19 protein-coding genes are annotated in these 25,049 nt (G+C 44.7%); 7 read left to right on the forward strand and 12 right to left on the reverse strand.

Annotated elements, in window-relative coordinates:
• Positions 1–50: 50 nt before the first annotated feature.
• From ADA42_RS07760 to bfr, 3 genes are all read left to right on the forward strand, one after another.
• Entirely contained in the window at positions 51–434 is a 384-nt protein-coding gene (locus ADA42_RS07760) for a RidA family protein (RefSeq protein WP_004934278.1), read from the forward strand.
• A 152-nt stretch (positions 435–586) separates the two neighbouring features.
• Entirely contained in the window at positions 587–781 is a 195-nt protein-coding gene (locus ADA42_RS07765; RefSeq protein WP_004934275.1) for a bacterioferritin-associated ferredoxin, read from the forward strand.
• Positions 782–1,030: 249 nt separating this feature from the next.
• Positions 1,031–1,495, forward strand: a complete 465-nt coding sequence (gene bfr / locus ADA42_RS07770) for a heteropolymeric bacterioferritin subunit Bfr (protein WP_004934272.1) — start codon at positions 1,031–1,033, stop codon at positions 1,493–1,495.
• Between the two features lie 40 nt (positions 1,496–1,535).
• Here bfr and ADA42_RS07775 read toward each other — a convergent pair whose 3' ends face one another.
• Entirely contained in the window at positions 1,536–2,816 is a 1,281-nt protein-coding gene (locus tag ADA42_RS07775) for an O-antigen ligase family protein (protein WP_048764495.1), read from the reverse strand.
• A gap of 53 nt (positions 2,817–2,869) precedes the next feature.
• Entirely contained in the window at positions 2,870–3,322 is a 453-nt protein-coding gene (locus ADA42_RS07780; RefSeq protein ID WP_048764497.1) for a pilin, read from the reverse strand.
• 825 nt (positions 3,323–4,147) lie between these two features.
• On the opposite strand from ADA42_RS07780, the gene ADA42_RS07785 reads away from it, so the two are divergent.
• The 4 genes from ADA42_RS07785 (at position 4,148) to ADA42_RS07800 (ending at position 10,492) form a co-directional block, all read left to right on the forward strand.
• A complete protein-coding gene (locus tag ADA42_RS07785; protein WP_048764554.1) occupies positions 4,148–5,014 on the forward strand; it encodes a carbon-nitrogen hydrolase family protein in 867 nt (288 codons plus the stop codon).
• A gap of 61 nt (positions 5,015–5,075) precedes the next feature.
• On the forward strand, positions 5,076–7,865 hold the full coding sequence (locus ADA42_RS07790; RefSeq protein WP_048764499.1) for an aminotransferase class I/II-fold pyridoxal phosphate-dependent enzyme: 2,790 nt from the start codon (positions 5,076–5,078) through the stop codon (positions 7,863–7,865).
• A 137-nt stretch (positions 7,866–8,002) separates the two neighbouring features.
• Positions 8,003–9,466, forward strand: a complete 1,464-nt coding sequence (locus ADA42_RS07795; RefSeq protein ID WP_034440443.1) for a biotin carboxylase — start codon at positions 8,003–8,005, stop codon at positions 9,464–9,466.
• Positions 9,467–9,475: 9 nt separating this feature from the next.
• A complete protein-coding gene (locus ADA42_RS07800) occupies positions 9,476–10,492 on the forward strand; it encodes a C45 family autoproteolytic acyltransferase/hydolase (RefSeq protein WP_048764501.1) in 1,017 nt (338 codons plus the stop codon).
• A gap of 1 nt (position 10,493) precedes the next feature.
• On the opposite strand, the gene ADA42_RS07805 is transcribed toward ADA42_RS07800, so the two are convergent.
• The 10 genes from ADA42_RS07805 to pilQ all read right to left on the reverse strand — a co-directional run bounded on the left by ADA42_RS07805 (position 10,494) and on the right by pilQ (position 25,007).
• Positions 10,494–11,054, reverse strand: a complete 561-nt coding sequence (locus ADA42_RS07805) for a TPM domain-containing protein (RefSeq protein WP_004934250.1) — start codon at positions 11,052–11,054, stop codon at positions 10,494–10,496.
• Entirely contained in the window at positions 11,048–12,130 is a 1,083-nt protein-coding gene (locus ADA42_RS07810; RefSeq protein WP_048764503.1) for a TPM domain-containing protein, read from the reverse strand. The genes ADA42_RS07805 and ADA42_RS07810 overlap by 7 nt, the downstream gene beginning before the upstream one ends.
• 23 nt (positions 12,131–12,153) lie before the next feature.
• Positions 12,154–12,744 carry a LemA family protein gene (locus ADA42_RS07815; protein ID WP_025094669.1) on the reverse strand — a complete coding sequence of 197 codons (591 nt, stop codon included), beginning with the start codon at positions 12,742–12,744 and terminating at the stop codon, positions 12,154–12,156.
• A 128-nt stretch (positions 12,745–12,872) separates the two neighbouring features.
• Positions 12,873–13,763, reverse strand: a complete 891-nt coding sequence (locus tag ADA42_RS07820; protein ID WP_048764505.1) for a metal-dependent hydrolase — start codon at positions 13,761–13,763, stop codon at positions 12,873–12,875.
• Between the two features lie 166 nt (positions 13,764–13,929).
• Positions 13,930–15,351, reverse strand: coding sequence for an FAD-dependent oxidoreductase (locus ADA42_RS07825; RefSeq protein WP_048764507.1), 1,422 nt, complete (start codon positions 15,349–15,351; stop codon positions 13,930–13,932).
• A 73-nt stretch (positions 15,352–15,424) separates the two neighbouring features.
• Positions 15,425–19,906 (reverse strand): glutamate synthase large subunit, encoded by a 4,482-nt coding sequence (gltB, locus tag ADA42_RS07830; RefSeq protein WP_048764508.1) that lies wholly within the window; start codon positions 19,904–19,906, stop codon positions 15,425–15,427.
• Between the two features lie 455 nt (positions 19,907–20,361).
• On the reverse strand, positions 20,362–21,210 hold the full coding sequence (locus ADA42_RS07835) for a hypothetical protein (RefSeq protein ID WP_004944984.1): 849 nt from the start codon (positions 21,208–21,210) through the stop codon (positions 20,362–20,364).
• 9 nt (positions 21,211–21,219) lie between these two features.
• Positions 21,220–22,308, reverse strand: a complete 1,089-nt coding sequence (aroB, locus tag ADA42_RS07840; protein WP_048764509.1) for a 3-dehydroquinate synthase — start codon at positions 22,306–22,308, stop codon at positions 21,220–21,222.
• 23 nt (positions 22,309–22,331) lie between these two features.
• Positions 22,332–22,874, reverse strand: coding sequence for a shikimate kinase AroK (gene aroK / locus ADA42_RS07845; protein WP_004934229.1), 543 nt, complete (start codon positions 22,872–22,874; stop codon positions 22,332–22,334).
• Positions 22,875–22,910: 36 nt separating this feature from the next.
• Positions 22,911–25,007: a type IV pilus secretin PilQ family protein gene (gene pilQ, locus ADA42_RS07850; protein WP_171249924.1), complete on the reverse strand. Its 2,097-nt coding sequence runs from the start codon at positions 25,005–25,007 to the stop codon at positions 22,911–22,913.
• Between the last annotated feature and the right edge of the window lie 42 nt (positions 25,008–25,049).

The following is a 25,049-nucleotide window of genomic DNA, read 5'->3' on the forward strand; positions in this document are numbered from 1 at the left end:
CCTTTGGACTCATCGATTATGATATTTTGTATTGAGAAGAGGAGTCATCGATGTCACGCCAAGTTATTCATACTGAAAATGCACCTGCCGCTATTGGAACATATTCACAAGCGATCCTGATTGACAACACCTTGTATTTATCAGGCCAAATCGGTTTAGATCCTTACAGTATGGAATTGGTTGAAGGCATTGAAGCTCAGATTCGCCGTGTGTTTGATAACTTAAAAGCCGTCTGTGAAGCTGCGGGTGGTTCATTAGCCGATATTGCCAAACTCAACATTTTCCTTACCGATCTCAGTCATTTTCAGCTGGTCAACCAGATTATGGGTGAATATTTTGCCCAGCCCTACCCGGCGCGCGCTGCTTTAGGTGTAGCGAGCTTACCTAAAGGTGCTTTGGTTGAGATGGATGGTATCGTTGTTATAAATCAATAAGTTATATTTCTTCATAAACACCACCTATAAGGTGGTGTTTTTTTATTCAAAAACTCAATGATGAAAATAGCAATTCCAAATGAATTTCATTGACAAACGATAAATATTATCAATAATACCTATTATCCCATTTAAGATTGTGAATCACTCCGATGTATGTATGTTTGTGTCGTGGTATTACAGATCAAGATATTAAAGATGCCGTTGCCAATGGTGCTGAAAGCTATCGCGAGATTCGTGAATTGCTCGATTTAGGTACGTGCTGTGGCCGCTGTGCGCCTGAAGCCAAAAGTATCATCAATGAAGAACTAGCTGAAATTGCCGCACGCATTTCTGTCGCTGCATAAACCATACGCTGTGTGAATAAGTACTTAATTTATTTTATAACTTTTAATTGATATTCAGTTTTCATACTCCTCCCCGCGCATCACAGTCAGCGGGTTTATTTTTTTAAAAGCACGATATTCGACTGTTTTTGATTGCGATTTTCATTTGCTGTTCAATAAACTACTCGCCAGCACCTAAAGAGTTGATTAAACTTTAAAGCATATTGCCTTAACTGTATAAGGCGCATCATTTGTTGTTGGAGTCATATCATGAAAGGCAATCGGGACGTTATTAATCAACTTAATCAAGTGCTGTATCATCACCTGACCGCAATCAACCAATATTTCTTACATTCACGCATGTTTAATGACTGGGGCATTGAAAAACTCGGCTCTGCCGAATACAAAGAATCGATCCGCCAAATGAAACACGCAGACAAAATCATTGAGCGTATTTTGTTTTTAGAAGGTCTGCCAAATTTACAGCATCTGGGTAAGCTTTATATTGGTCAGCATACCGAAGAAGTGCTGAACTGTGACGTGCGTAAAGTAAAAGAAAATATTGAGACGCTCAAAAAAGCGGTTGAAATTAGCGAAATCCAGCAGGATTATGTGTCTCGTGATTTAGTTCAAGAGATTTTAGAAAAAGAAGAAGAGTATTGGGATTGGACCACGACACAACTGGATCTGATTGAAACTATTGGCATTGAAAATTATATTCAAAGTCAGGTGTAATGCGTGATTCCAATAAGAAAGACAAATTTTTTTGTCTTTCTTATTGATTGAGATGGTTTTGGGTCAGATGCTCTGAGCTACCATATTGCCAAAAATATGGCCAAGATGTTCCAGTTTGGCTTGAACAATCTAAACATACAAGATCGATATAAAAATACTGATAAATTAAAAATGTATATAAACCAATAAAACCGATAAGCAGTGCTTTTGAATATTTTGTTCTCCAATTAGTCGTATAAATTTGTTGTTGATCACTCAATGCAACCGCTAAGAAAAGTACACTCATCATCTGTGTCACAGGATAGATGAACATTCCAGATAAAAGCCCATCGATTAAAAGCCCAATTACGCCTATTTTGAGCACAATATGCGTGTTGGAACAAAAGAATGTTTTTAACTTAATAAGCAACCAGAGCAAAACAAGACTACCTAACCATCCCCATTCAAATATAAGCCGCAGTACAACATTATGGGCATGATGTGCAATTGGATAATCTATTTTTGCTAAGTATCCGCCACCCAATCCACTCAATGGCTGCTTTGACCACTCTTGAAACATAAAGGTCCACATTTCAATGCGACCAGAACTAGAAAATCGATTAATTTCAATTAATTTTTGAGTGCTTTCCCAATAAAATGCATGTACAAATGAAGTACTTTTATAAATTAAAAAAGCACAACATCCCATTAAAGCTGTCTTCAATAGTTGTTTGCGATAATCTCGATAAAATAAAAGGATTATTAAAGGTAAAGAAATGGACAAGAATGCGGATCTTGCACCATCAAAAAATACACCTAAAAAAATAAAAAAAACTAAAAAGTAATAGAGTTTATTAATGACTAAATCTTTTTTTGAATATACATAAGTCAGCAGCCAGAAATTGCACACTAAAACGCTGTCATAAACTCTCAAACTACCGCCATTGAGTTGCCAATCAAACCACTGATTATGTATTAATAAGTTAAAGATACTCAATAATATAAAAAAACAAGAAAGAGTACTTAAAGCACCCAACAGCCAGATGAAGAACAGATCATAGTTGGACTCTTTATATACAGATTTCAGAAAAATGAAAGATAAAAAGAGCATCAACCACATTAGTAAATCTTGTAATTGAAAAACACCATAAGTACTAAATTGAAAAAGCAGAGTGAATAAAATTGTTGTAAAAAAAAGCAATGTAGTTTTTGAAAATTCAATTTTTTTGAATAAAGTGATTAAAATTAAAAAAGGAAGGAAGATTTGAACAATTCGATTCAGGTCATAAGATGAAAACTGACCAACATTATAAGTAATGCAAAAGAGAATATATGGCAACATAGTTTAAAAACTCAAAAAAGAGAGGATTCATCCTCTCTCTTTATGATTGCTTGTTACGAAGTACCACTACATGATTTAGGTAAATATTTTTGATTCGCTGTAGAAGTACAAGCCCATGAATTTGAACCAGAATTATCTGTCATTGTTAAAGTAATAGTTTGATTTTTTAATCCTGCATTAACACCTTCTGAATTAATAAAAGTTGCTGTAATAGTACATTTATTAGAAGTAGTTCCTGTTGCAACTGAAGCAACATATTTTCCAGTAATTGAACCCTTAGCTGCTATTCCGCCAACAGCTGCACTATCATTATTCGGACAAGCTCCTTCTTGACTAAAATATTCAGCAACAGGACCTTTTAAACCACTAGCAAGATTTAGTGCTTCAGTAGCCTGAGAACGAGCAATATAATTTTGATAAGCAGGAATCGCAATCGCCGCCAAAATACCAATAATCGCCACCACGATCATCAATTCAATTAAGGTAAAACCTTTTTGTGCATTCATAAAACTTCTCCAATAGTATTGTTTTTTATATCGCGTGTATCGCTATGTAAGTGATTGCACAGAATATGCCAACTTTTTCATTTAATTTAATAACCATTAAAAACAATTACTTATTCATATTCTGAGAATATTTTTTTAAATTAAGTCACATAAAATGTAAGAAACTGACAAATTTTGTCAGTCGAAGGGTGTAAAAATTGTCAGGTCATTTAGTGTAAAAATAAAGTTAGAACATAAAGCTAGGCATAATTCAGTTTTCAGCTAAAAACTTTAGTGTTTCAGACAAAAAAACGATAAAACATCATGTGATATATCCACTATCTGACTATTTAAACAAATTTTTTAGTTTTTCTTCAAACTTGTTCATTTGCTGATTTAAACGACACAACACCTAAAAGGATTAAGCTTTCTTTGAACACCCGACACACTTAATTGTTTCTTTTTTAAACAATCAAATTTAAAACCCGAGCTTTTATTTTTAAAAGTTATTTGTTAAACAATACTTTACAATGACCAAAATTGGCACCTAGTATTTTGATCAAATTGGCCCTTGTACGAACGATCTCGAAAGCAGAAATTAATCTTGTAGGTGTGAAAAAAAACATCATGGAGTGATGCAAGTTTTTTAAAAAAGAACATATTTTTTATGCAATTAATTTTAATTTTTTATTGCCAAAACTGATTATTAGCGGCGTAAAGATGTGCCTAAAAACGATTTTTTAAACAAAGGCAGATCTACTCCTTCGATCTAGAATCATCAACTTTAACCATACGTTAAAACAATGACATTCAAATATCGTAGGACATGTAAGTGAGGGGAAAATGATGTCAAGCACCTTTGGTATAGCAGGGATTCAAATGCAGGTATCTGCATTTACCAGTAACGTCGAGCAAATGGGCAATTACATGCGTCATATTCGCATGCGTTTCCCATGGGTCAAAATGGTGCTTTTTTCAGAACTGGCGCCACTCGGTCCCAAGCATCACATGGCAGAAGCACTGCCAAGTCAAACCGAAGTACAATTGGCAGAACTGGCACGTGAAACAGGTTTATGGGTGATACCAGGCTCGCTGTTCGAACGTACTGAAGGGCCAGACGGCGAGATTGTTTACAACACTTTATCGGTGATTAATCCAGAAGGACAAATTGTTGCTCGTTATCGCAAAATGTTTCCGTTTCGCCCGTATGAAAAAGATGTGGCGGGTGGTGATCAATTCTGTGTATTTGATGTACCCGATGTAGGCCGCTTTGGCGTCTCGATCTGTTATGACATGTGGTTCCCGGAAACTACACGAACGCTTGCTGCAATGGGTGCCGAAGTGATTTTACACCCGACCATGACCGACACGATTGATCGTGATGTGGAACTGGCGATTGCACGGGCCTCTGCTGCTCAAAATCAGGTGTATTTCATCGACATCAATGGTGTGGGTGATGGCGGTAATGGCAGATCGATTGTGGTCGATCCGTCGGGTTATGTTTTGCATCAATCGGAAGCAGGTGCAGAAATTATTCCAATTGAAATCGATTTAGAAAAAGTACGTCGTGAACGTCGACGCGGACTTCGTAGTCTGGGGCAGCCACTCAAAAGCTTTCGTGACCGCGATTGCCATTTTACTGTGTACCAAAAAGACAATACTGAATTTCCTTATCTGGATAGCTTAGGGCCTTTGGTCAAACCTGAAGACTAACTCACGCCTCGCCTGAGCTTTACAAGATAAAGAAAATTTCTATAAAAAAAGACATATGCTTATGAAAAATACATATTCATTAAGCCAGCACCGTAGCGTATGGGAGATACGCTCGGATAGCTGGATTAATTTAGTTGAAGATATTGGGTATCTAACGGATTTAGCAGTCGATCATGTGGAGCGTGCTAAGGCACTTACACGGGTTAAATTAACGCTCGATTTTCTGGTTCCCATTGAAAGTTACTGGGCCTTTCCAAGTAAACGCGTTTTTAATGAACTCTGCCAGAATATCGAGCGAGAAGAGTTTTCTACAGCACGCGTTTTAGCGCGCCGGATTCATCGTGCGCTCTCGGCCGGAAGCTATCGTCACGATCATACTGTTTTACAAAGCGAACGTGAATTGTCGTGTCAGATTGAAACCACAAGTGATCAGCAAGCACGGTTATCTCAGCCGTACTTCGAGGTTCTGATTGTCGATGAAATGAGTGCAGCAGAAGAAGATGCGTTACGACGCCGAGTCATCAGCAAACGCAATGCCGATGATCCGTTTATTTTCGATATTGTGGTGGTTCCGAGTTTTGAAGATGCCCTCATTGCCACGCTCATCAATTTTAACTTACAGGCCGTCGTAATTCGTCATGGCTTTCCATATCGCTCGGTCAATCATCTCGATATTCTGGATCGTCTGATGATCGATCTGGATCGAGATATCGAAAGCTTGCCGGAAATCGAGCGTGGCACCTTGCTCGGTAGCCGGATTGCACAACTACGCCCAGAGCTGGATTTGTATCTGGTCAATGATGCGGGCGTCGAAAACATTGCCTCACAGGCTGGCGGCGAAGTATTCAAACGAATTTTTTTCGGTGAAGAAGATCATATCGAGCTTTATAATGCCATCATGAAAGGTGTGGGCGAGCGTTATCGCACGCCATTTTTTAATGCTTTACGTGATTATTCCAAACAACCTACCGGTATGTTTCACGCCTTGCCCCTAGCGCGCGGTAAAGCCATTTTAAACAGCCACTGGATTAGTGATCTGGCACAGTTTTATGGCATGAATTTATTTATGGCTGAAACCTCTGCAACCTCAGGCGGCCTCGATTCCTTACTTGAACCTATTGGCCCGCTTAAACATGCACAGGAATATGCAGCACGCGCTTTTGGTGCCAAACGGACCTTCTTTGCCACCAATGGCACCTCGACCTGCAATAAAATTGTGGTGCAATCACTGGTACGCGAAGGCGATATCGTACTGGTCGACCGTAACTGCCATAAATCACACCATTATGGCTTAGTGCTCACAGGCGCCAATGCGGCCTATCTGGACTCGTACCCGCTGAACGAATATTCCATGTATGGTGCGGTGCCGATTCGCCATATCAAGCAAATGTTGCTCGACTTTAAGCATGCAGGCAAACTCGATCAGGTCAAATTACTTTTACTGACCAACTGTACTTTCGATGGCGTGGTATACGATGTCGAACGTGTCATGATGGAATGCTTGGCCATAAAACCCGATCTCATTTTTTTATGGGATGAAGCATGGTTTGCATTTGCAAGTTGTCATCCGATTTATCGTCAGCGAACTGCCATGGCCAATGCTGCCAAACTGGCCGAGCGCTTTAAAAGCGACACGTATGCAGCACAGTATGAACAGTGGCAACAGACGATTGATTGGGATAACGATGAACAGTTACTCGACACCCGTCTGATGCCAGATCCTTCAAAGGCACGTGTCAGAGTTTATTCTACCCACTCGACCCATAAAACCCTTACCGCACTGCGTCAAGGCTCAATGATTCATATCTGGGATCAAGACTTTAAAGAAAAAAGTGAAGAAGCCTTTATCGAAGCCTACATGACCCATACATCTACATCGGCCAATTACCAAATTTTGGCATCGCTAGATGTCGGACGTCGCCAAGTCGAAATGGAAGGTTATCAATTGGTGCAGCGTCAGTTAGAGCTGGCCATGAGCTTGCGCGAGCAAGTGATGCATCACCCTTTGCTCAAGCGTCATTTTCACTTTTTACGCGTGGGCAATATTATTCCGGAGGCTTACCGCGAATCGGGCGTAAATAGTTATTTTGATGAAGGCAAAGGCTGGGCCAATCTGGAAAAAGCGTGGAGCATGGATGAGTTTGTCATGGACCCAACCCGCGCAACACTCATGATCGGCATGGTTGGTATGGACGGCGATACCTTTAAAAATACCGAACTAATGAACAAATACGGTATTCAAATCAATAAAACCTCCCGAAACACCGTACTGTTTATTATCAATATTGGTACAACGCGCTCCGCAATTGCATATTTGATTGAAGTACTGATCAAGATTGCCCGCGATGTCGATCGACGCGTAGCAGATATGAGCTCGGCAGAACGGCGTATTCATCAAAAGCGCGTGAATTCTCTCACGCAAGAACAGCCACCACTGCCTGACTTTTCGGCATTCCATGCTGCATTTCAGGGGCAGCGTCTTGATCCGGCTATACAAACCCGAGATGGCAATATCCGTCAGGCCTTTTTCCTGTCGTATGAAGATACCAGCTGTGAATATATCGATATTGCTGATGCTGCAGCGGCGATTGCAGCCGGACGAGAACTGGTTTCAGCATTGTTTGTTATTCCGTATCCACCCGGATTCCCGATTTTGGTGCCAGGCCAAGTGATCAGCGCAGAAATTTTACAATTTATGGCTGCACTAGATGTCAAAGAAATTCATGGCTTCCGACCTGAGCTTGGTTTTCGAGTGTTTACGCAAGACACGCTGAATCGGGTACAGCAAGCCAAAGAGACCTATGAGTCTTTGCAGCAATACCAACATATTCATCATTTACGCGCAGGTTAGTTCCTGCGCACAGCACTCAAATACCGTACGGAACACAAAATATGAGTCTTCAGTCTCTGCCCTCTATTTATGCGTTCCTCAGAAAATACTGGCCAAGTAGTACGCCTCAGAAAACCGCTGAGCTTAAGGAAGTGAACATGAATTATAGTAATAAAGTGACGAGCATTTCTGATATGTTGCTGATGTTTCATCGTAACGAACGTCCGATTTACTTCATCAGCGCGACAAATTTTAACTTATTGGGCATCGATCGTTGGGTTAACCGCTTTCGCTATATCAATTACATCGACTGTTTTGATGGTCGTCATCCAAATGTTTTTGTTCCACCCGAATCTTTGCACGACGATTTTAATTCGATTGAAGACATCAATAATTATCTGCTGCAACATAAAGATGTGGTCGATCTGATCGAGCGGCGTGGTGGAAATCCAGTGGCCACCTTTTTGATGTTTGATGAAAAAACCGAGGAACTGGCCAAAGAAATTGGTCTGGACATCTGGTTCCCACCTGCGGCATTACGTCAGCGCTGCGACAATAAAATGGAAACTGTACGGATTGGCAATAAAGCCGGCGTATATTCGGTACCCAATGCACTTGCCAAAGTGAGCAGCTATGAGCATTTGCTGCAAATTGCCGACCGTCATGGTTTAGGCCATGATCTAGTAATTCAAACTGCATTTGGTGATTCGGGCCATACCACCTTTTTTATTGCCAGCGAAAATGATTTTAACAAACATAAAGATGAGATTATTCATGATCCTGAAGTCAAGATCATGAAACGCATCAACTGCCGCGGCGCAACGCTTGAAGCCTGTGCCACGCAATCTGGAACACTGGTGGGGCCATTACTGACCGAAGTGGTCGGTGCGCGTGAACTGACGCCTTATCAAGGCGGCTGGTGTGGCAATGAAATTTTTCCGGGCGCTTTTTCAGAGCGGGCAAGAATTAAGGCACGCGAAATGGCGGAGAAATTTGGTAATCAATTACTCAACGAAGGTTATCGTGGCTATTTCGATCTGGATTTTTTAATCGATATCGATACCGATGAAGTCTACTTGGGTGAGTTGAATCCTCGCATTTGTGGCGCCAGCCCGATGACCAATCATGCTGCTTTTGCCTATGCCGATGCGCCTTTATTCTTATTTCATTTACTAGAATTTTCAGGCGTACCTTTTGATCTCAATGTAAAAGAAATTAACGAGCGTTGGGCGCAGCCGCATTTTATCGATTCGTGGTCACAGGTGGTAATTAAATACACCGAAGATAAAGTCGATCAAGTTACCCATGCACCGCCAACCGGGATTTATCGTATGGCTGAAGATGGCAGCATCTCTTATCAGCGCTTCGATTATGCACGCCGCGCCATCGATACCGAACGTGAAGCCTTTTTCTTGAGAATCACAGGCCCTGGCGATTTTCGTTATGAAGGTGCCGACTTAGGTATTTTGATTACACGTGGCCGCTCTATGGATGATAACTTCCGTCTTAACATTCGCGCACGCGACTGGATTCGTGGAATCAAGAGTTATTATGCTGGTAAGCCGATTGCCACAACACATCACGATTTGGCCCCTGCGCCTGGATCTTTCAAAATACTCTAAGGAAAACTTATGTCTGTCGAACTTCAGTTCCAAGCTATTTTAGAAGATACGCCCGATGAAAAATGGAAAGCGATCTTCCAGCAATTCTGGCCAGGGTATCGTGCATGGTTCTTGCGTAGTGGTGTTGCAGGACGTCCAACCTATCTGGAGTGTCGACAGGCATTACGCACCTACATGCCAGAGTTGATCCCAATTTGGGAAAAACTCATTGCACTGACCGGAGGCGGTGACGTAGAAGCACGCTTTTTATCACTTTGGTGTCCACCAGCGTACATCGCTGGGTGCTCTCAAGGCGTATGGTTCGATCCTCATACCCAAGAAGAACCGATCCTGCTTCGTAATTATGATTTTGCACCTGTATTACTCGAAGGCAATCTGCTCAATACACGCTGGGTGAATCAACGCGTGATGGCCATGAGTGATTGCCTGTGGGGCGCACTCGATGGCGTAAATGAAGCAGGTGTTTCGGCTTCGCTTTCGTTTGGGGGGCGAACCATCACTGGCACAGGATTTGGTATTCCACTGGTACTGCGTTATGTACTGGAAATGGCGCAAAACACCGAAGAAGCCGTGGCTATTTTAAAGCGCGTGCCTGTGCACATGACCTATAACGTCACGCTACTCGATCGTAACGGAGACTGGCGCACCGTTTTTGTGAGTCCAGATCGGGAAACTGAAGTGGTTAAACGCCATGCGGTGACCAATTATCAGCATCAGATTGAATGGCCACAGCATGCTACTGCCACACTTTCTTACGAACGTCTGAACTTTTTAGAACAGGTTCTCACACACTCCACCCATTCGTCACAGGTGGTGCAAGGTTTGCTCACCAAACCGCTCTACCAAGATGCATGGCTTCGGGGCTACGGGACACTGTACACCGCGATTTATCGTCCGGTGTCCCAGCGTGTGGAACTGTATTGGCCACAACAGCTGTGGCCACAGTCATTTGAACAGTTTACCGAAGAGCAGCGCACCATTATCTTGGCGGCACAAGCCGATCCAATCTTGTATTCAGCGCCATAAACTAACCCAGAATAATGGGCTCATTGCCCAGCTCATTCTGGTCTTGATCATCGTGCTGCATATAAAACTGATCCAGCACCTCACCAATCGCCAAAACCGCATCGACAACCGCAGCACGATAATCACCGTGCTTCAGTTGTTGCACCATAGTGCGACAAATAGCTTCCCACGCCAGCGTATGCGTTTCGGTACAAATTCCTCGATCTACCACCAGTTCGACCTGCTGTTCACATAAATTCAGATACAGCAAAATGCCACTATTATGGGCAGTATCCCAGACACCAAGTTCGGCAAAGAGTTGCTCGGCTCGGCGCCTCGGAGTTTGTTGATAGGCTTGCAAGCATGGGATATGACCTTCAATCACCACCTGTATTTCACCCACGTGGCCATGTTCGGCCTGTGTCACCGCCTGCGCAATTGCAGTCATGTCGGTTTTAGAAAAGTAACGCTTCGCCGCAGGCAAAAAGAAAAAATGTTTCAGCCAGCGTTTTAAACTGGGTTGATTTTGCGCCCTAATTTTAGGCTGGGTAATAATTTGTGTTGTATCGGTTGTTGTTACCATGATCCTGATGCTCCCCCACCACCAAAGCCGCCGCCACCGCCGCTATAGCCACCACCGCCACCGAAACCGCCGCCGCCGCCAAAACCGCCCCCACCACCGCGACCACCGCCCGATGCAAACAGCTGAAAAATTAATTGTGCCAAAGACGTGACCAGCAATAGAAAAATACCCAGACCTGCCAGAAGGCTGGTGATAATTCCCACACCACTAATGATACCAGCTGCAATCCCCGCAACGCCTGCTGTTGCCGCGCTGAGTCGATTCCCCACAATAAAGGATGCAAAAATCCCGACCACAATAATAATCATCGAATAAGTGAGCATTTGTGAACGGGCCTGTTGCTCATGAAGTGCCTGTTCTTGGCTCTCTTTTAACTCCTGCGCTGCCTGCTGCGCGACCTCGGGATCCATATTCAGAATTTTTTCAATTTCATTTAAACCTGCCTGTATCCCTTGCGCATACTGAGCTTGCTTAAAATACGGCGTGATTTGATTACGTATAATCCGCCCAACCACAATATCTGGAAGAACGCCTTCTACACCGTAGCCAGTCAGAATCTGAATCCGACGGTCATTGACCGCAATGGTCATTAAAATACCGTTATCACGCTTGGCACTACCCAATTGCCACTGTTGTGCCACACGCATGGCATAATCAAAAATATCCTCTTGACCTGTAGTCGGCACAATCACCACCGCAATCTGGGCTTTTTTTGCTTCGTACAACTGACGGATTTGTTGCTCAATCTGCTGTCTTTGTGCCTCGGTCAGTAAATTGGCCTGATCGATCACGGGGGCATTTAAACTGGGTAATGATCGTATCGATTGCCCTTCGGCCAGATCATTGGCAATTTGGGGTTGCTGTGCAGCAGCCACACTCGATGAGGGTGCTTTCTGATTGCCTTGCTGCTGTTGAATGATCTGTTGTGCTGCCAGCAGTTCGGTATTGTCTTGGGTTTGGTCGCTACCTTGTGCGCTAAATGCGAGACTGCACCACATCAGCGTCAAACAGCCGAGTATAACTGCCCAAGATCCTTGATATAGGCGCCATCGTAATCTAGCCAGAGGGAGCGTCATGGCATTCTCCAGTTCAGGCAAAATTAATTAAATGAGACTGTTGGTGCTTTCTCTGCGCCTGCTTCTGCACTAAAGTTTTGTTTGGTATGCATCCCAATCACTTTGGCTGTCATGGCCTGCGGGAACTGTCGAACATAGGTGTTGTAATCCTGTACCGTACTGATATAACGATTACGTGCCACCGCAATACGGTTTTCTGTACCTTCGAGTTGAACCTGTAAATCGCGGAACTGCTCATTGGCTTTTAAATCGGGATAGTTTTCAGAGACAGCAATCAAACGAGACAATGCGCCAGTCAGCTGACTTTGTGCCTGCTGATACTTTTCAAAAAGCTGCGGGTCTTCAAGGACGGCTTTATCAACTTTCAAGCCAGCCACGTTTGAACGCGCCTGCGTGACGTCGGTCAGCACCTGCTGCTCGTGTTTGGCATAGCCTTTCACCACATTGACCAGATTCGGAACCAGATCGGCACGGCGCTGATACTGGTTTTGTACCTCAGACCATGCTGCCGTGACCGATTCATCTTTGGCCTGCAAGGTGTTGTAGCCACAGCCCGAAAATATAAGCGTACTGGCCAATACACTGGAAAGTGCCAATTTTTTAAATAAATTCATGTTAATCACCTCATTATTTTTAAAATTTGTGTTTTAAAGGCATTGTAACGAGGATTTTAGCGCTGTTTTGTTTATTTTCTTTATCATAAAAAAACGGGCCAGACGCCCGCTTTTTGGTTGATTCAGGTTCAGCTGTAACGAAGCTGGGCGGAAGTCTCCTGAAATGCCGGCATATCATAATCTGCCGCCATTTTTTCTTTCCAGTATGCAATCAGTTCGCTGTAATCGTGATCGGCAGGGTGAAAATCTGGTTTGTAATAGGCCAGATATTCTGGCAATAATTGCACAAACATTTTGGCCACCAAATAAACCCCGAAAAGATTAGCTCCCACTTTAGGTAAGCTTTTACGTCGATCCTGCATGAACAGTTTGCTGGCCGAGTAAAAGGTAAGGCTGGCAAAGCCTGTGGTGACACTTCGCATTATCAGAGTGCGCAGCTTATGATCGCCATAAATCTCTTGGTACACATCGAAGGCCACAGCACGATGTTCGATTTCTTCAATCGCATGCCATACCCAGAGCTTCATGGCATCTTCATCTAATGTACTGAGTACCTCAGGATGCCTTAAAATATAGCCTCCCAACAAAGCAGTAAAATGCTCAAATGCACAGGTAATGGCAAGCTGCACTTTCGGATTCAAATTACGTACATGACGATCTTTTCGCATAAGCCATGCTTGAAAGCGATCCAGATTATAATCGTCTTTGCGCCATGCATCATTAAACTCAGTATGCGCCTTGGAATGCATCGCCTCTTGACCAATAAAAGCTGCAATTTGAGCCTGAAGCTGTGGATCTGCAATTCGATCACGCACATTACGCACGCTATGCACAAAAAACTGCTCTCCTATTGGAAAGGTCGATGAAAGTGCAGTGAGCAAATGCGACATGACAGGTGAATTGGCAAAGTAATGCCGCTTGATTTTTTCAGGATGGAATTGTAAGCGCCGCACGGTAATGCCCAACGCTTTAGGACGCTGCTGATATGCTTTCGATGCCTGCTGAATCACTGTTGCCATGGCCGAATCCTGCTGTTTTTTTCGAGTATGGCGAGTGAATCGATAAAACCCTATGGCAAAACTGCTTGTACAATTGACCGAACTGCTCAACCCGATTAATGCACAAAAATAACAAAAGCCTGCATCCGTGCAGGCTTTTGGAAATGGGTCTTTGGATGTTTTAACGTTACACGTCGAGGTAATCCAAAATACCTTCTGCTGCCTGACGACCTTCCCAGATTGCAGTCACAACCAAGTCAGAGCCACGCACCATATCGCCACCCGCAAAGATTTTCGGGTTAGATGTCTGGAATTTATATTGTTGCTGTTCAGCAGCAAGTACGCGACCCGAGCCATCCAAACCAATATTGGCAGGTGCAAACCAGTCTGCCGGACTTGGACGGAAACCAAATGCCAATAACACGGCGTCGGCTGCTAGAACCTCTTCGGAACCCGGAATCGGTTCTGGGCTACGACGGCCACGACTGTCTGGTGCACCTAACTGTGTGGTCACCACTTTGACGCCAGTCACTTGACCATTTTCGCCCACAATTTCGATTGGCTGACGGTTAAACAAGAAATTAACGCCTTCTTCGCGTGCATTTTTTACTTCACGACGTGAACCCGGCATGTTGGCTTCATCACGACGATATGCACAGGTGACCTGCTCCGCACCCTGACGGATCGAAGTACGGTTACAGTCCATTGCCGTATCACCACCACCCAGCACGATCACTTTCTTGCCTTCAACACTGATGTATTCGTTTGGGTTTTGCTCCCAGCCTTGCGTACGGTTGACGTTGGCAATCAGGAAATCCAGTGCATCATACACACCCTCAAGCTCTTCGCCCGGGAAACCACCCTTCATGTAGGTGTAGGTGCCCATTCCCATAAATACTGCATCGTAATCTTGCAGTAACTGGTCGATGGTGATGTCCGTTCCGATTTCAACATTTAAACGGAATTCAACGCCCATGCCCGTGAAGATTTCACGGCGACGCTTCATCACGTCTTTTTCCATTTTAAACTCAGGAATACCGAAAGTCAGCAAACCACCAATTTCAGGGCGCTTATCGAAGACCACCGGTTTTACACCATTGCGTACCAGAATATCTGCACAGCCAAGTCCTGCCGGGCCTGCGCCAATAATGGCCACTTTTTTATCGGTCCATTTCACTGACGACATATCTGGACGCCAGCCCAGTGCAAAGGCTGTATCGTTGATATATTTTTCTGCATTACCAATTGTTACCGCACCAAAACCGTCATTGAGGGTACATGCACCTTCACACAAACGGTCTTGTGGGCACACACGACCACACACTTCCGGTAAGGTATTGGTTTGATGGCACAATTCTGCCGCCTGAAAAATACGGCCTTCTGCAATCAGTTTTAACCAGTTTGGAATATAGTTATGTACCGGACATTTCCATTCACAGTATGGGTTACCACAGCCCAAACAACGATGGGTCTGATTGGCAGCCACCTCAGCCGTGAACGGTTTATAAATTTCCACAAACTCAGATTTGCGGACATCAATATCTTTTTTCTCTGGATCTTGGCGTGCTACATCCAGAAACTGAAAGTCATTATTTAGGCGCTCTGCCATGTCTTGCTCCGTGGGTCAGTGTGGAAAACTCGAAAGTTATCCACACTTGCCTGTCAAAATATGAGTAGTGGAATTATTGAGGATCGGCTTTGGTTGCTTTCAACAGCGTCAGTAAGTTAGCAGCTTTTGGCTTGACTAACCAGAACTTGCGACTGTAGAAATCAAACTCGTTGCGGATCTTATACGCCCATGCACTGCCTGTTTCTTTGATGTGTTCATCCAGAATACGCAGTAAGTTTTCTTGATGATCTTCCATCGATTCAGTTGAAATACGAGTTAAATCAATCAACTCATGGTTGTAGTAATCGACGAAGTTATTTTCAAGATCCAGAACGTATGCAAAACCACCGGTCATACCAGCACCGAAGTTATGCCCCACTTTACCCAATACAGTCACGATACCGCCGGTCATATATTCACAGCAGTGATCGCCCGCACCTTCAATAACAGCAAATGCACCAGAGTTACGTACTGCAAAACGCTCACCCGCAGTTCCGGCAGCAAATAACTTACCGCCAGTCGCACCGTACAAACAGGTGTTTCCAATGATGGCAGTATTTTGAGTCTGGAACGGCGAACCTTTTGGTGGGAAGATCGAGATACGACCACCTGCCATTCCTTTCCCTACGTAATCGTTGGCATCACCTTCAAGCTTAATGTGCAAACCACCGGCATTCCATACCCCCAGAGACTGACCTGCTGTACCGTTAAGATTAAGTACGACCGGATGCGCCTCCATATCGAGGTTGCCATAACGGCGTGCAATTTCGCCCGATAAACGTGCGCCAATTGAACGGTCACAGTTACCAATCTCGAAATTGAACTCGCCGCCAGTACCAGCTTCAATTGCAGGGAGCATTGCACTCACCATTTTTTCAGCAAGAATGCCTTTATCGAACGGCTGGTTGCCCTGAACTTGACAATATTGTGCCTTGCCTTCAGCCGATGGATGCGACTGGATTAAAGGTGTTAAGTCTAGATGGGCATGCTTGTCGGTTTCACCCGGCAAGATTTCAAGCAAGTCGACACGGCCAATCAAATCTTTAAGCGATGCGACACCTAGTGCAGCCAACCATTCACGTGTTTCTTCCGCAATAAAGTGGAAGAAATTGATCAGCATTTCTGGCTCACCAATATAATGCTCTTTACGCAAGTGATCTTGCTGAGTTGCAACACCGGTTGCACAGTTGTTAAGGTGGCAAATACGTAGGTATTTACAACCCAATGCAATCATTGGAGTCGAGCCAAAACCGAAACTTTCCGCACCCAAAATGGCGGCTTTAATTACGTCTAAACCGGTTTTGAGACCACCATCTGTCTGTACGCGTACTTTGCCACGCAGGTCATTAACACGAAGTGCCTGATGCGCTTCAGACAAACCCAATTCCCAAGGCGAACCGGCATGATGGATCGAAGACAATGGAGATGCCGCAGTTCCGCCGTCATAGCCTGAAATAGTAATGAAGTCGGCATAGGCTTTTGCTACACCCGCCGCAATTGTTCCTACACCCGGCTCAGACACCAGTTTGACCGATACCATTGCCTGCGGGTTGACTTGTTTCAAGTCAAAAATCAACTGCGACAAATCTTCAATCGAGTAAATGTCGTGATGTGGAGGAGGTGAAATCAAGGTCACACCCGGCACCGCATAACGCAAACGCGCGATCAAGCTGTTGACTTTACCGCCCGGCAACTGACCGCCTTCACCCGGTTTTGCACCTTGTGCCACTTTAATCTGCAACACTTCTGCAGAAGTAAGGTAAGCCGGTGTCACACCAAAACGGCCCGATGCGATCTGCTTGATTTTCGAGTTACGAATGGTACCGTAACGTGCTGGATCTTCACCGCCCTCACCCGAGTTTGAGCGTCCACCCATGGTGTTCATGGCAATCGCAATGGCTTCATGCGCTTCTGGCGACAAGGCACCAATCGACATCCCTGCCGAGTCAAAGCGCGGTAAGATTTGCTCAACCGGCTCCACCTGTTCAAGCGCAATTGAATTGCTGATTTTAAGCTTGAACAAGTCACGAATAGTTGCTACCGGACGATTGTTGACCAGTTCGGCGTATTCTTTAAAGTCTTGGTAATTGCCAGAACGTACAGCTCTGTGTAATGCATTGATCACGTCTGGGTTAAAGGCGTGATATTCCTTGCCAAATACAAACTTGAGCATACCGCCTTGGTCAATCGGCTGACGATTTTTCCATGCAGTTGCGGCCAGTTTTTTCTGGTCATTTTCAAGATCGGCAAAAGTTGCGCCTTCGATACGGCTTGGTACACCAATAAAGCAGGTATTGACGACTTCCTTCGATAGTCCCACCGCTTCGAATAACTGACCGCCACGGTATGATGCAACGGTTGAAATCCCCATTTTTGAAAGGACTTTCAACAGGCCTTTTTCGATACCTTTACGGAAATTGGCCTGAGCGTGTACCGGATCGCCGAGGAGTTCACCCTTGGCAACCAAGTCATTGATCACGTCATAAGCCAGGTATGGATAAATCGCAGTCGCACCAAAGCCCAAGATCACCGCAAACTGATGCGGGTCACGCGCCACACCGGTTTCAACAATAATGTTGGCATCGGTACGTAAGCCGGTATTGATCAAATAGTGATGGATGGCGCCAGTGGCCAATACTGCATTGGCTGGTAGGTAACCTTCGCGGATTTTCTTATCCGAAATCACCAGCAAGGTTTTACCATCGCGAATCGCCTGTGCAGATGCCTCGCAAATACGCTGAATCGCGGCCTGTAAGCCTTCTTCTTCTGGATAGTTCAGATCGATATCGGCAATTTCGTAGCCTTTACGTCCGAGGGTACGAATTTGATGCATTTTGGAGTTTGACAATACCGGACTTGAAATAATCAAGCGATCGGCATGCTCTGGCCCTTGCTCAAATACGTTTTGCTCGCGCCCCATACAGGTTTCAAGCGACATCACAATCGATTCACGTAATGGATCGATTGGCGGGTTGGTGACCTGTGCAAACTGCTGACGGAAATAATCCGATACAGGACGCACCTGACGAGACAATACCGCCATTGGCGTGTCATCACCCATTGAACCAACCGCTTCTTGACCACTTTCAGCAATAGGACGTAACAACTGATCACGTTCTTCAAAAGTTACCAAGAACATTTTTTGTGCAGCTTTCAGGTTGTCGCCTGCCAAGCCTTTATCAATTAAATGCTCTTCAAGCTCTGGGCTACCTTGTAGACGCAGCGAGTTTTCGCGTAACCACTGACGGTACGGGCGCATACGTTTAAGATGGTTGCTGACATCTTGTGTATCTAGCACTTTACCTGTAAAGGTATCGATCACCAGAATCTGACCCGGGCCAACACGGCCTTTCGAAATCACATCTTCTGGTTGATAATCCCATACCCCGATTTCAGAGGCCAAAGTGATGTAATCATTTTTGGTAATCACCCAACGCGCTGGACGCAAACCATTACGATCTAGCATACAAATGGCATGACGGCCATCTTGAATCACAAGACCCGCTGGGCCATCCCATGCTTCCATGTGCTTTGAGTTAAATTCATAAAATGCACGTAAATCTGCATCTAGGGTTTCAACGTTTTGCCATGCAGGCGGCACCAGCATGCGCAAGGCACGGAATAGATCCATTCCCCCGCCGATCAGAATCTCAAGCATGTTGTCGAGACTAGATGAGTCTGATCCGGTACGGTTAACAATCGGTGTGAGCTTGGTCAAACCAGGAAGGAGTGGATTTTCAAATTTTGGTGTACGTGCCATCGCCCAGTTACGGTTGGCAGTAATCGTGTTGATTTCACCATTGTGGGCAAGATAACGGAACGGCTGTGCCAACGGCCAACGCGGTAAGGTGTTGGTCGAGAAGCGCTGATGGAACACCACAATATGCGATGCAAGACGCTCATCTGCTAAATCGGTATAAAAGTCCGCAATCGCTGCTGGCATCATGAGGCCTTTATAGCTAATTACGGTCGAGCATAACGTGGTCACGTAAAACAACGGATCGTTACTGAGTTGCTGCTCTGCACGACGGCGCGCCAAAAACAGCTTACGGTTGAATTCAACCTCAGTCACGCCCATTGGACAGTTCACAAATACTTGTTCAAAGCCCGGCAACGATTGCAAAGCAATTTCGCCTAACGCGTCGTTATTGGTTGGAACAACGCGCCACCCGATGACACGCAGGCCATCCGCTTCAATTTCTTTGGTTAAAATCGTTTTTGCATGTTGCGCCAAGGCAGGATCAATATTTAAAAACACCGTACCGACTGCAAAAATTTCGCTGAGTGTAATGTCACTGAGCTTTTTTGCTTCTTCACGGAAAAATTGCTTTGGCATAGCCAATAGTAGACCGCATCCGTCCCCGGTTTTACCATCTGCGGCAATACCACCACGGTGCGTCATGCAACTTAAACTGTGAATTGCGGTTTGTACAAGATGGTGGCTAGAATCCCCTTTCATATGGGCAATCAGACCAAAACCACAGTTATCTTTAAACTCATCCGGTTGGTATAAACCTTGAGCGGGAGCTACAGTGTGAGGCGATGGCAAATGCATAGCGTACCCTTCTTCAACATGGCTCTTTCGAGCGTATAACGATCAATTATTTCTTCGCGACGTTGTCTCATTACTCACGTAAAGCTAAATGTTCCACAACCCATTTTTGCGTTACTTCCTGAATATACGCTTTTTTAGCTCTATATGGCAGCAACTTCATGACAAAAACGTGTTGAGTTATTTCGCACTTTTTTAAAGCAGGCGAAACGACGATTTCGCATGCTAATTGAATTTTATGACGGCTTAGCGCCAAAATAGGACAAATTGATCAATTAGCGCATCAAACATGCAAAAAAGATGCCACATTTATTTATAAACGGTTAACTTATTTATTTGTATAGCAATAATATTTTTTATTATTCTGTAAAACTAAAAGCACACTTTTAAAATGCACCAAAATATTGCAAAATTTTGATATTGATCAAAAATAATGCTCTATTTTGGTTCTTTTATCGTCAATTAAATGGGTCGCTGATTTCGCGCTCGGTCTGTTTTGGTGCCTTTTGATCGATGGCTGATGCTTTGGTTGAAGACGCTGGTAATTCGGCATTGGAGCGTGACTGGCGAACATCCACCACATTGCCTTGCGCATCACGGCGCGTAACCGTGGTGCTGGTCGTAGATGAGCTCGGCGCGTTTGCCAATGGATTAAAAGTTTGAGGTTCCACGCGCGGCAATGCGGCTGGTTTTAAATTGATTTCATGCAATTGTGCCACCAGCCCTAACTCATCAGACCCCAGATCATTCACCAGAGGCGCCAGACTGGCAAAAGATACTGCATGCGGGCGAACCGATGCCGGTAGTTTTAATTCAAGCTGTTTTAACTGCGAATTGGCAGCAGACTCACTTCCAAAGGTGCCGTAAACCAGCATATATTGCTCTTGCTGATCGGGCCCAGTTAGACGGAAGTAGTAAAACTGATTTCGGTCAGCACGAGTTTTTAAATAGTTCTTAATGATGTCTTCATCTGAAGCGCGAAAAAGCTCTATCGTCCAGCTTTTCTTGTTTTCACTGACGAACTTGGTGCCCCGAAACTCGGACTCATGCAAACTGGCCGTAACCACGCGGGTGGTTAAATCCAGAGGTTTCACTTCTTGAGATAGCATCCCAAGATGACTGGTGGCCGCCACTTTCTCGGGTTGAATTTGCACTTGGGTTTGCGCAATATCAGTACGATCCATTTCGACCAGCTTGTCGGTGTCGTTAATTGCCCAAAACACCAATGCAAAAAACAGACAGACAAGCGCACACACCAGCCAGCTGTAATGCTGAATTTTTTGCCATAGTGTGCGATGTGCTGTCATGCATTCACCTTATTGATTTACAGTTTGATTTGCAAGAATTGCGGCTTTCATTTGATCGACATCAAAAGTCTTGGTAATGACTGCCTGACCTAGACGCTGCAATAATACCAGTCTTAGCTGTCCATTGAGCACTTTCTTGTCATGCGACATATAAGACAAAAATGCGTCCAACGGAATTTGCGGACATGATATCGGCAAACGCGCACGCTGAATAATCTTTTTTGTACGCGCCAGATCTGCTTCAGAAATCCAGCCCATGCGCTGCGACAAATCAGCCGCCATAACCATACCAGTTGCCACTGCCTCGCCATGCAGCCATTCACCATAACCCAAATATGATTCAATGGCATGACCAAAGGTGTGACCCAAATTAAGTAAAGCGCGTTCACCTTGCTCTTTTTCGTCGTTTGCTACAATTCGCGCCTTATGAGCGCATGAGCGATACACCGCTTCTGCAAGCAAAGTTTCATTTCCAGCGACCAACTCGTCCATGTGTGTTTCGAGCCATGCCAAAAATTCAAGATCCCCGAGCAAGGCATATTTAATCACTTCGGCTAGGCCCGCAGACAGCTCACGCGGTGGTAAAGACTTTAACTGTGACATATCGGCCATGACCACTTCAGGCTGCTTAAAGGCCCCGATCATATTTTTGCCTAATGGATGATTAATGCCTGTTTTTCCACCGACACTTGAATCGACTTGAGACAACAATGTGGTTGGCACCTGAATAAAGCATACGCCACGCTGGAAACTCGCTGCGGCAAAGCCAGCCATATCGCCAATCACGCCACCACCAAGCGCCAGCACGGTACAATCCCGATTAAACCCGGCTTGGAGCAGCGCATCAAAAATAAGATTCAAGTGCTCGATATTTTTGTATTTCTCGCCATCTGGCAGCACACATACAGCCACTTGCTTGTCTAGAGCAGTCAACGCATCTACATAGTGTTGCAGATAGAGCTGTTCCAGCGTGGTATTGGTCACGATCATCACCTGACGACCTTTGATATACGGCGCAAGCAGGTTATGTGGCTGTAATTGACTACCAATAAAGATTGGATAACGGCGATCGCCTAACTCTACGTGAAGTGTTTGCATAAACATTTAAACCGGTGAGAAAACTAGTGCAATTGGGGCGTTAAGATCACGCGTAAAATTTGCTGGGCAAGATCACGTGCTGCGCCTTGATTTGTTTCAATAATATGATGGGCCACTTCACGGTACAACGGATCTCGGGTACTGAGTAAATCTCGAAGGCGTTGCTCCGGATTCTCGACCTGCAATAAAGGACGATTTTTATCACGATAGGTGCGTTGTAATTGTAACTCGACAGGCGTAAACAGATAAATCACGACGCCGCGTGTTTTTAGATAGTTTCGGTTTGCTGCTTGGGTGACAGCGCCACCACCTGTAGCCAATACCAAATGGTGACGAGAGGTAAGATCATCGAGCACATTGGTTTCTCGGCCACGAAAGCCCAATTCACCTTCTTTTTCAAAAATCCATGGAATTGTAGCACCTGTTCTGCGTTCAATTTCATGATCGCTGTCGAGAAATTCACGCCCCAACAATTCTGCCAAATGCCGCCCAACGGTGGTCTTTCCTGCTCCCATGGGACCTACCAAATAAATATTGGGTAGGCTGTCAAACTCTTTGCTTGGCAAGGAGTCACCTATTGAATTACTTGAATTAAAACTATATTAATGATTTCCAACAATAGTGTCATTAACTATTCGAGGTGTCACAAAAATTAGCAGTTCATTTTTCGCTTCACTTTTTGCGGTCTTTTTAAATAAACGCCCCACATAAGGCAGATCACCTAAAAATGGCACTTTAGTCACCGCATTAGACGTGGTTTGTTCGAATACACCACCCAAGACAACTGTCTCACCATTATTCACCAAGACATTGGTATTGATCGCATTTTTATTTAAAATGGCCTCACCGTTTTGGGCATAACTATTGATCGAGTCATTGGCAATATTCAGTTCCATCAAAATTTTACCGTCTGGGGTAATGTTGGGTGTGACTTCCAGACTGAGCAATGCTTCTTTAAATGAGGTTGTGGCAGTTGATCCTGCTGCCGAATTGGTGGTGGACTGATACGGCACTTCCACACCGGTTGCTACTTTAGCTTTTTGCTTGTCGGCGGACATCACTTTCGGTGTTGAAATCACTTCGCCGTATCCGTCAGCCTGCAAGGCAGACAGCTCCAAGTCCAGCATAAAATCAGACAAGCTGATTAAACCAAATGAAATACTGCTGGCGCCTGCTGTCGATACCCCTAAGTCAACACTTAAGTTATTGTTAATGGTGTCGCCATTACGCAAGTTCCATAAGGTTGAATTTTTACCTGTGACCTGTAAATCATTGCCTGTCGACAAGACGCCCCATTTCACTCCCATTTCTTTACTAAACGAGGTCGATGCACGCACAATCCGTGCTTCAATCATGACTTGTTTCACCGGAATATCCAGCAAATCAATCATGCGTCGGATCTGGTCAATCTTTTGCGCAGTGTCATTTAAAATAAGAGTGTTGGTACGCGGATCAAAAGAAATCGTGCCACGCGGGCTTAACAAAGTGCCAACGCTATCGCCCAAAGGCTCCACCGTCGCACCACCAGTCGTAGCAGTACTGGTAGTACCGCTGTTTCGACCTTGAGTAATCAATTTTTCAATATCTACCGCTTTGGCATATTTAAGCTGAATAAACTCGGTTTGTAACGGCGAGAGCTTGGTACTTTGTGCAATCGCTTTGGCTTCATCTTCTTCAGACTTGATCATCTCGGTGACAGGCGCTATCCAGATCACATTCCCATTACGGCGCTTGTCCAGATTTTTGGTTTTTAAAATAATATCCAGCGCCTGATCCCACGGCACGTCTTTAAGGCGCAAGGTAATATTGCCTTGTACAGAATCTGCGGTCACCATATTGATATTGGTAAAATCGGCAAGTAACTGTAATACGCGGCGTACTTCAATGTCTTGAAAATCCAGTGAGATCTTCTTACCCGTATAGTTTTGGTTGTTTTTTGAGTTTAGTCTGACATTATCTTGTGGACGCTTTAGACTGATGGTAAGTTTATTTTCGGCCTGATACGCCATGTATTCATAACTGCCCGTCGACTGAATCGAGACCACACCGTTGCTGCCATTATTGAATGCATCAATCGATGCCACAGGCGTTGCAAACTCGGTGGTATTCAGGCGGCGCGCCAGATGCGTCGGAATTTTTATGCCGGGAAAACGCACCACTACCTTGCTGCCTTCTTGCTGCACATCGACAGGCGTGGTACTGCCTTGCAGATCAATCACCACCTGTCCTTCACCTTGTGCTCCTTTTTGAAATCCAATATTTCCAATAGAAAGCTGGTTTTTTGGGGCTGGAGCGGCAAGTGGAGTCGCGGCAGAGACCAGATTATTAATTTTAAGAATGAAGACATTGCCTTCTACACGTGTGGTAAACGCACCTGAATTTTTAAGATTCACCGTGACACGGGCGCGTTTTTCATCTGCACTGACTTCAATTCCCGAGGCTTCATTGCTGGTGAGCGCAATACTGCGTTTGGCCAGTTTTTGCGTGGCTTGATCGAAATCCAGAATCAGACGAGAAGGCTGCTCAAGTTGATACGACTGAGGTTGTGGCGGCAGTCCATTAAACATAATCCGCACTTCGGTCCCTTGTCCCGGAATCGTCATCGGGACGACATTGGTAATGGCGACCTGCGCACTTGCAACTTGCATCACGGCATAGGTCACACTTGCCATCGTAAATTGACGAATTACCTGTTTCATCGAGACTCCCCCAAGCATAAAAACGTTCAAGCTTTTTCTCAT

The sequence above is a fragment of the Acinetobacter sp. 243_ASPC genome (genome assembly GCF_001054715.1).
Taxonomy (GTDB): Bacteria; Pseudomonadota; Gammaproteobacteria; order Pseudomonadales; family Moraxellaceae; genus Acinetobacter; species Acinetobacter soli.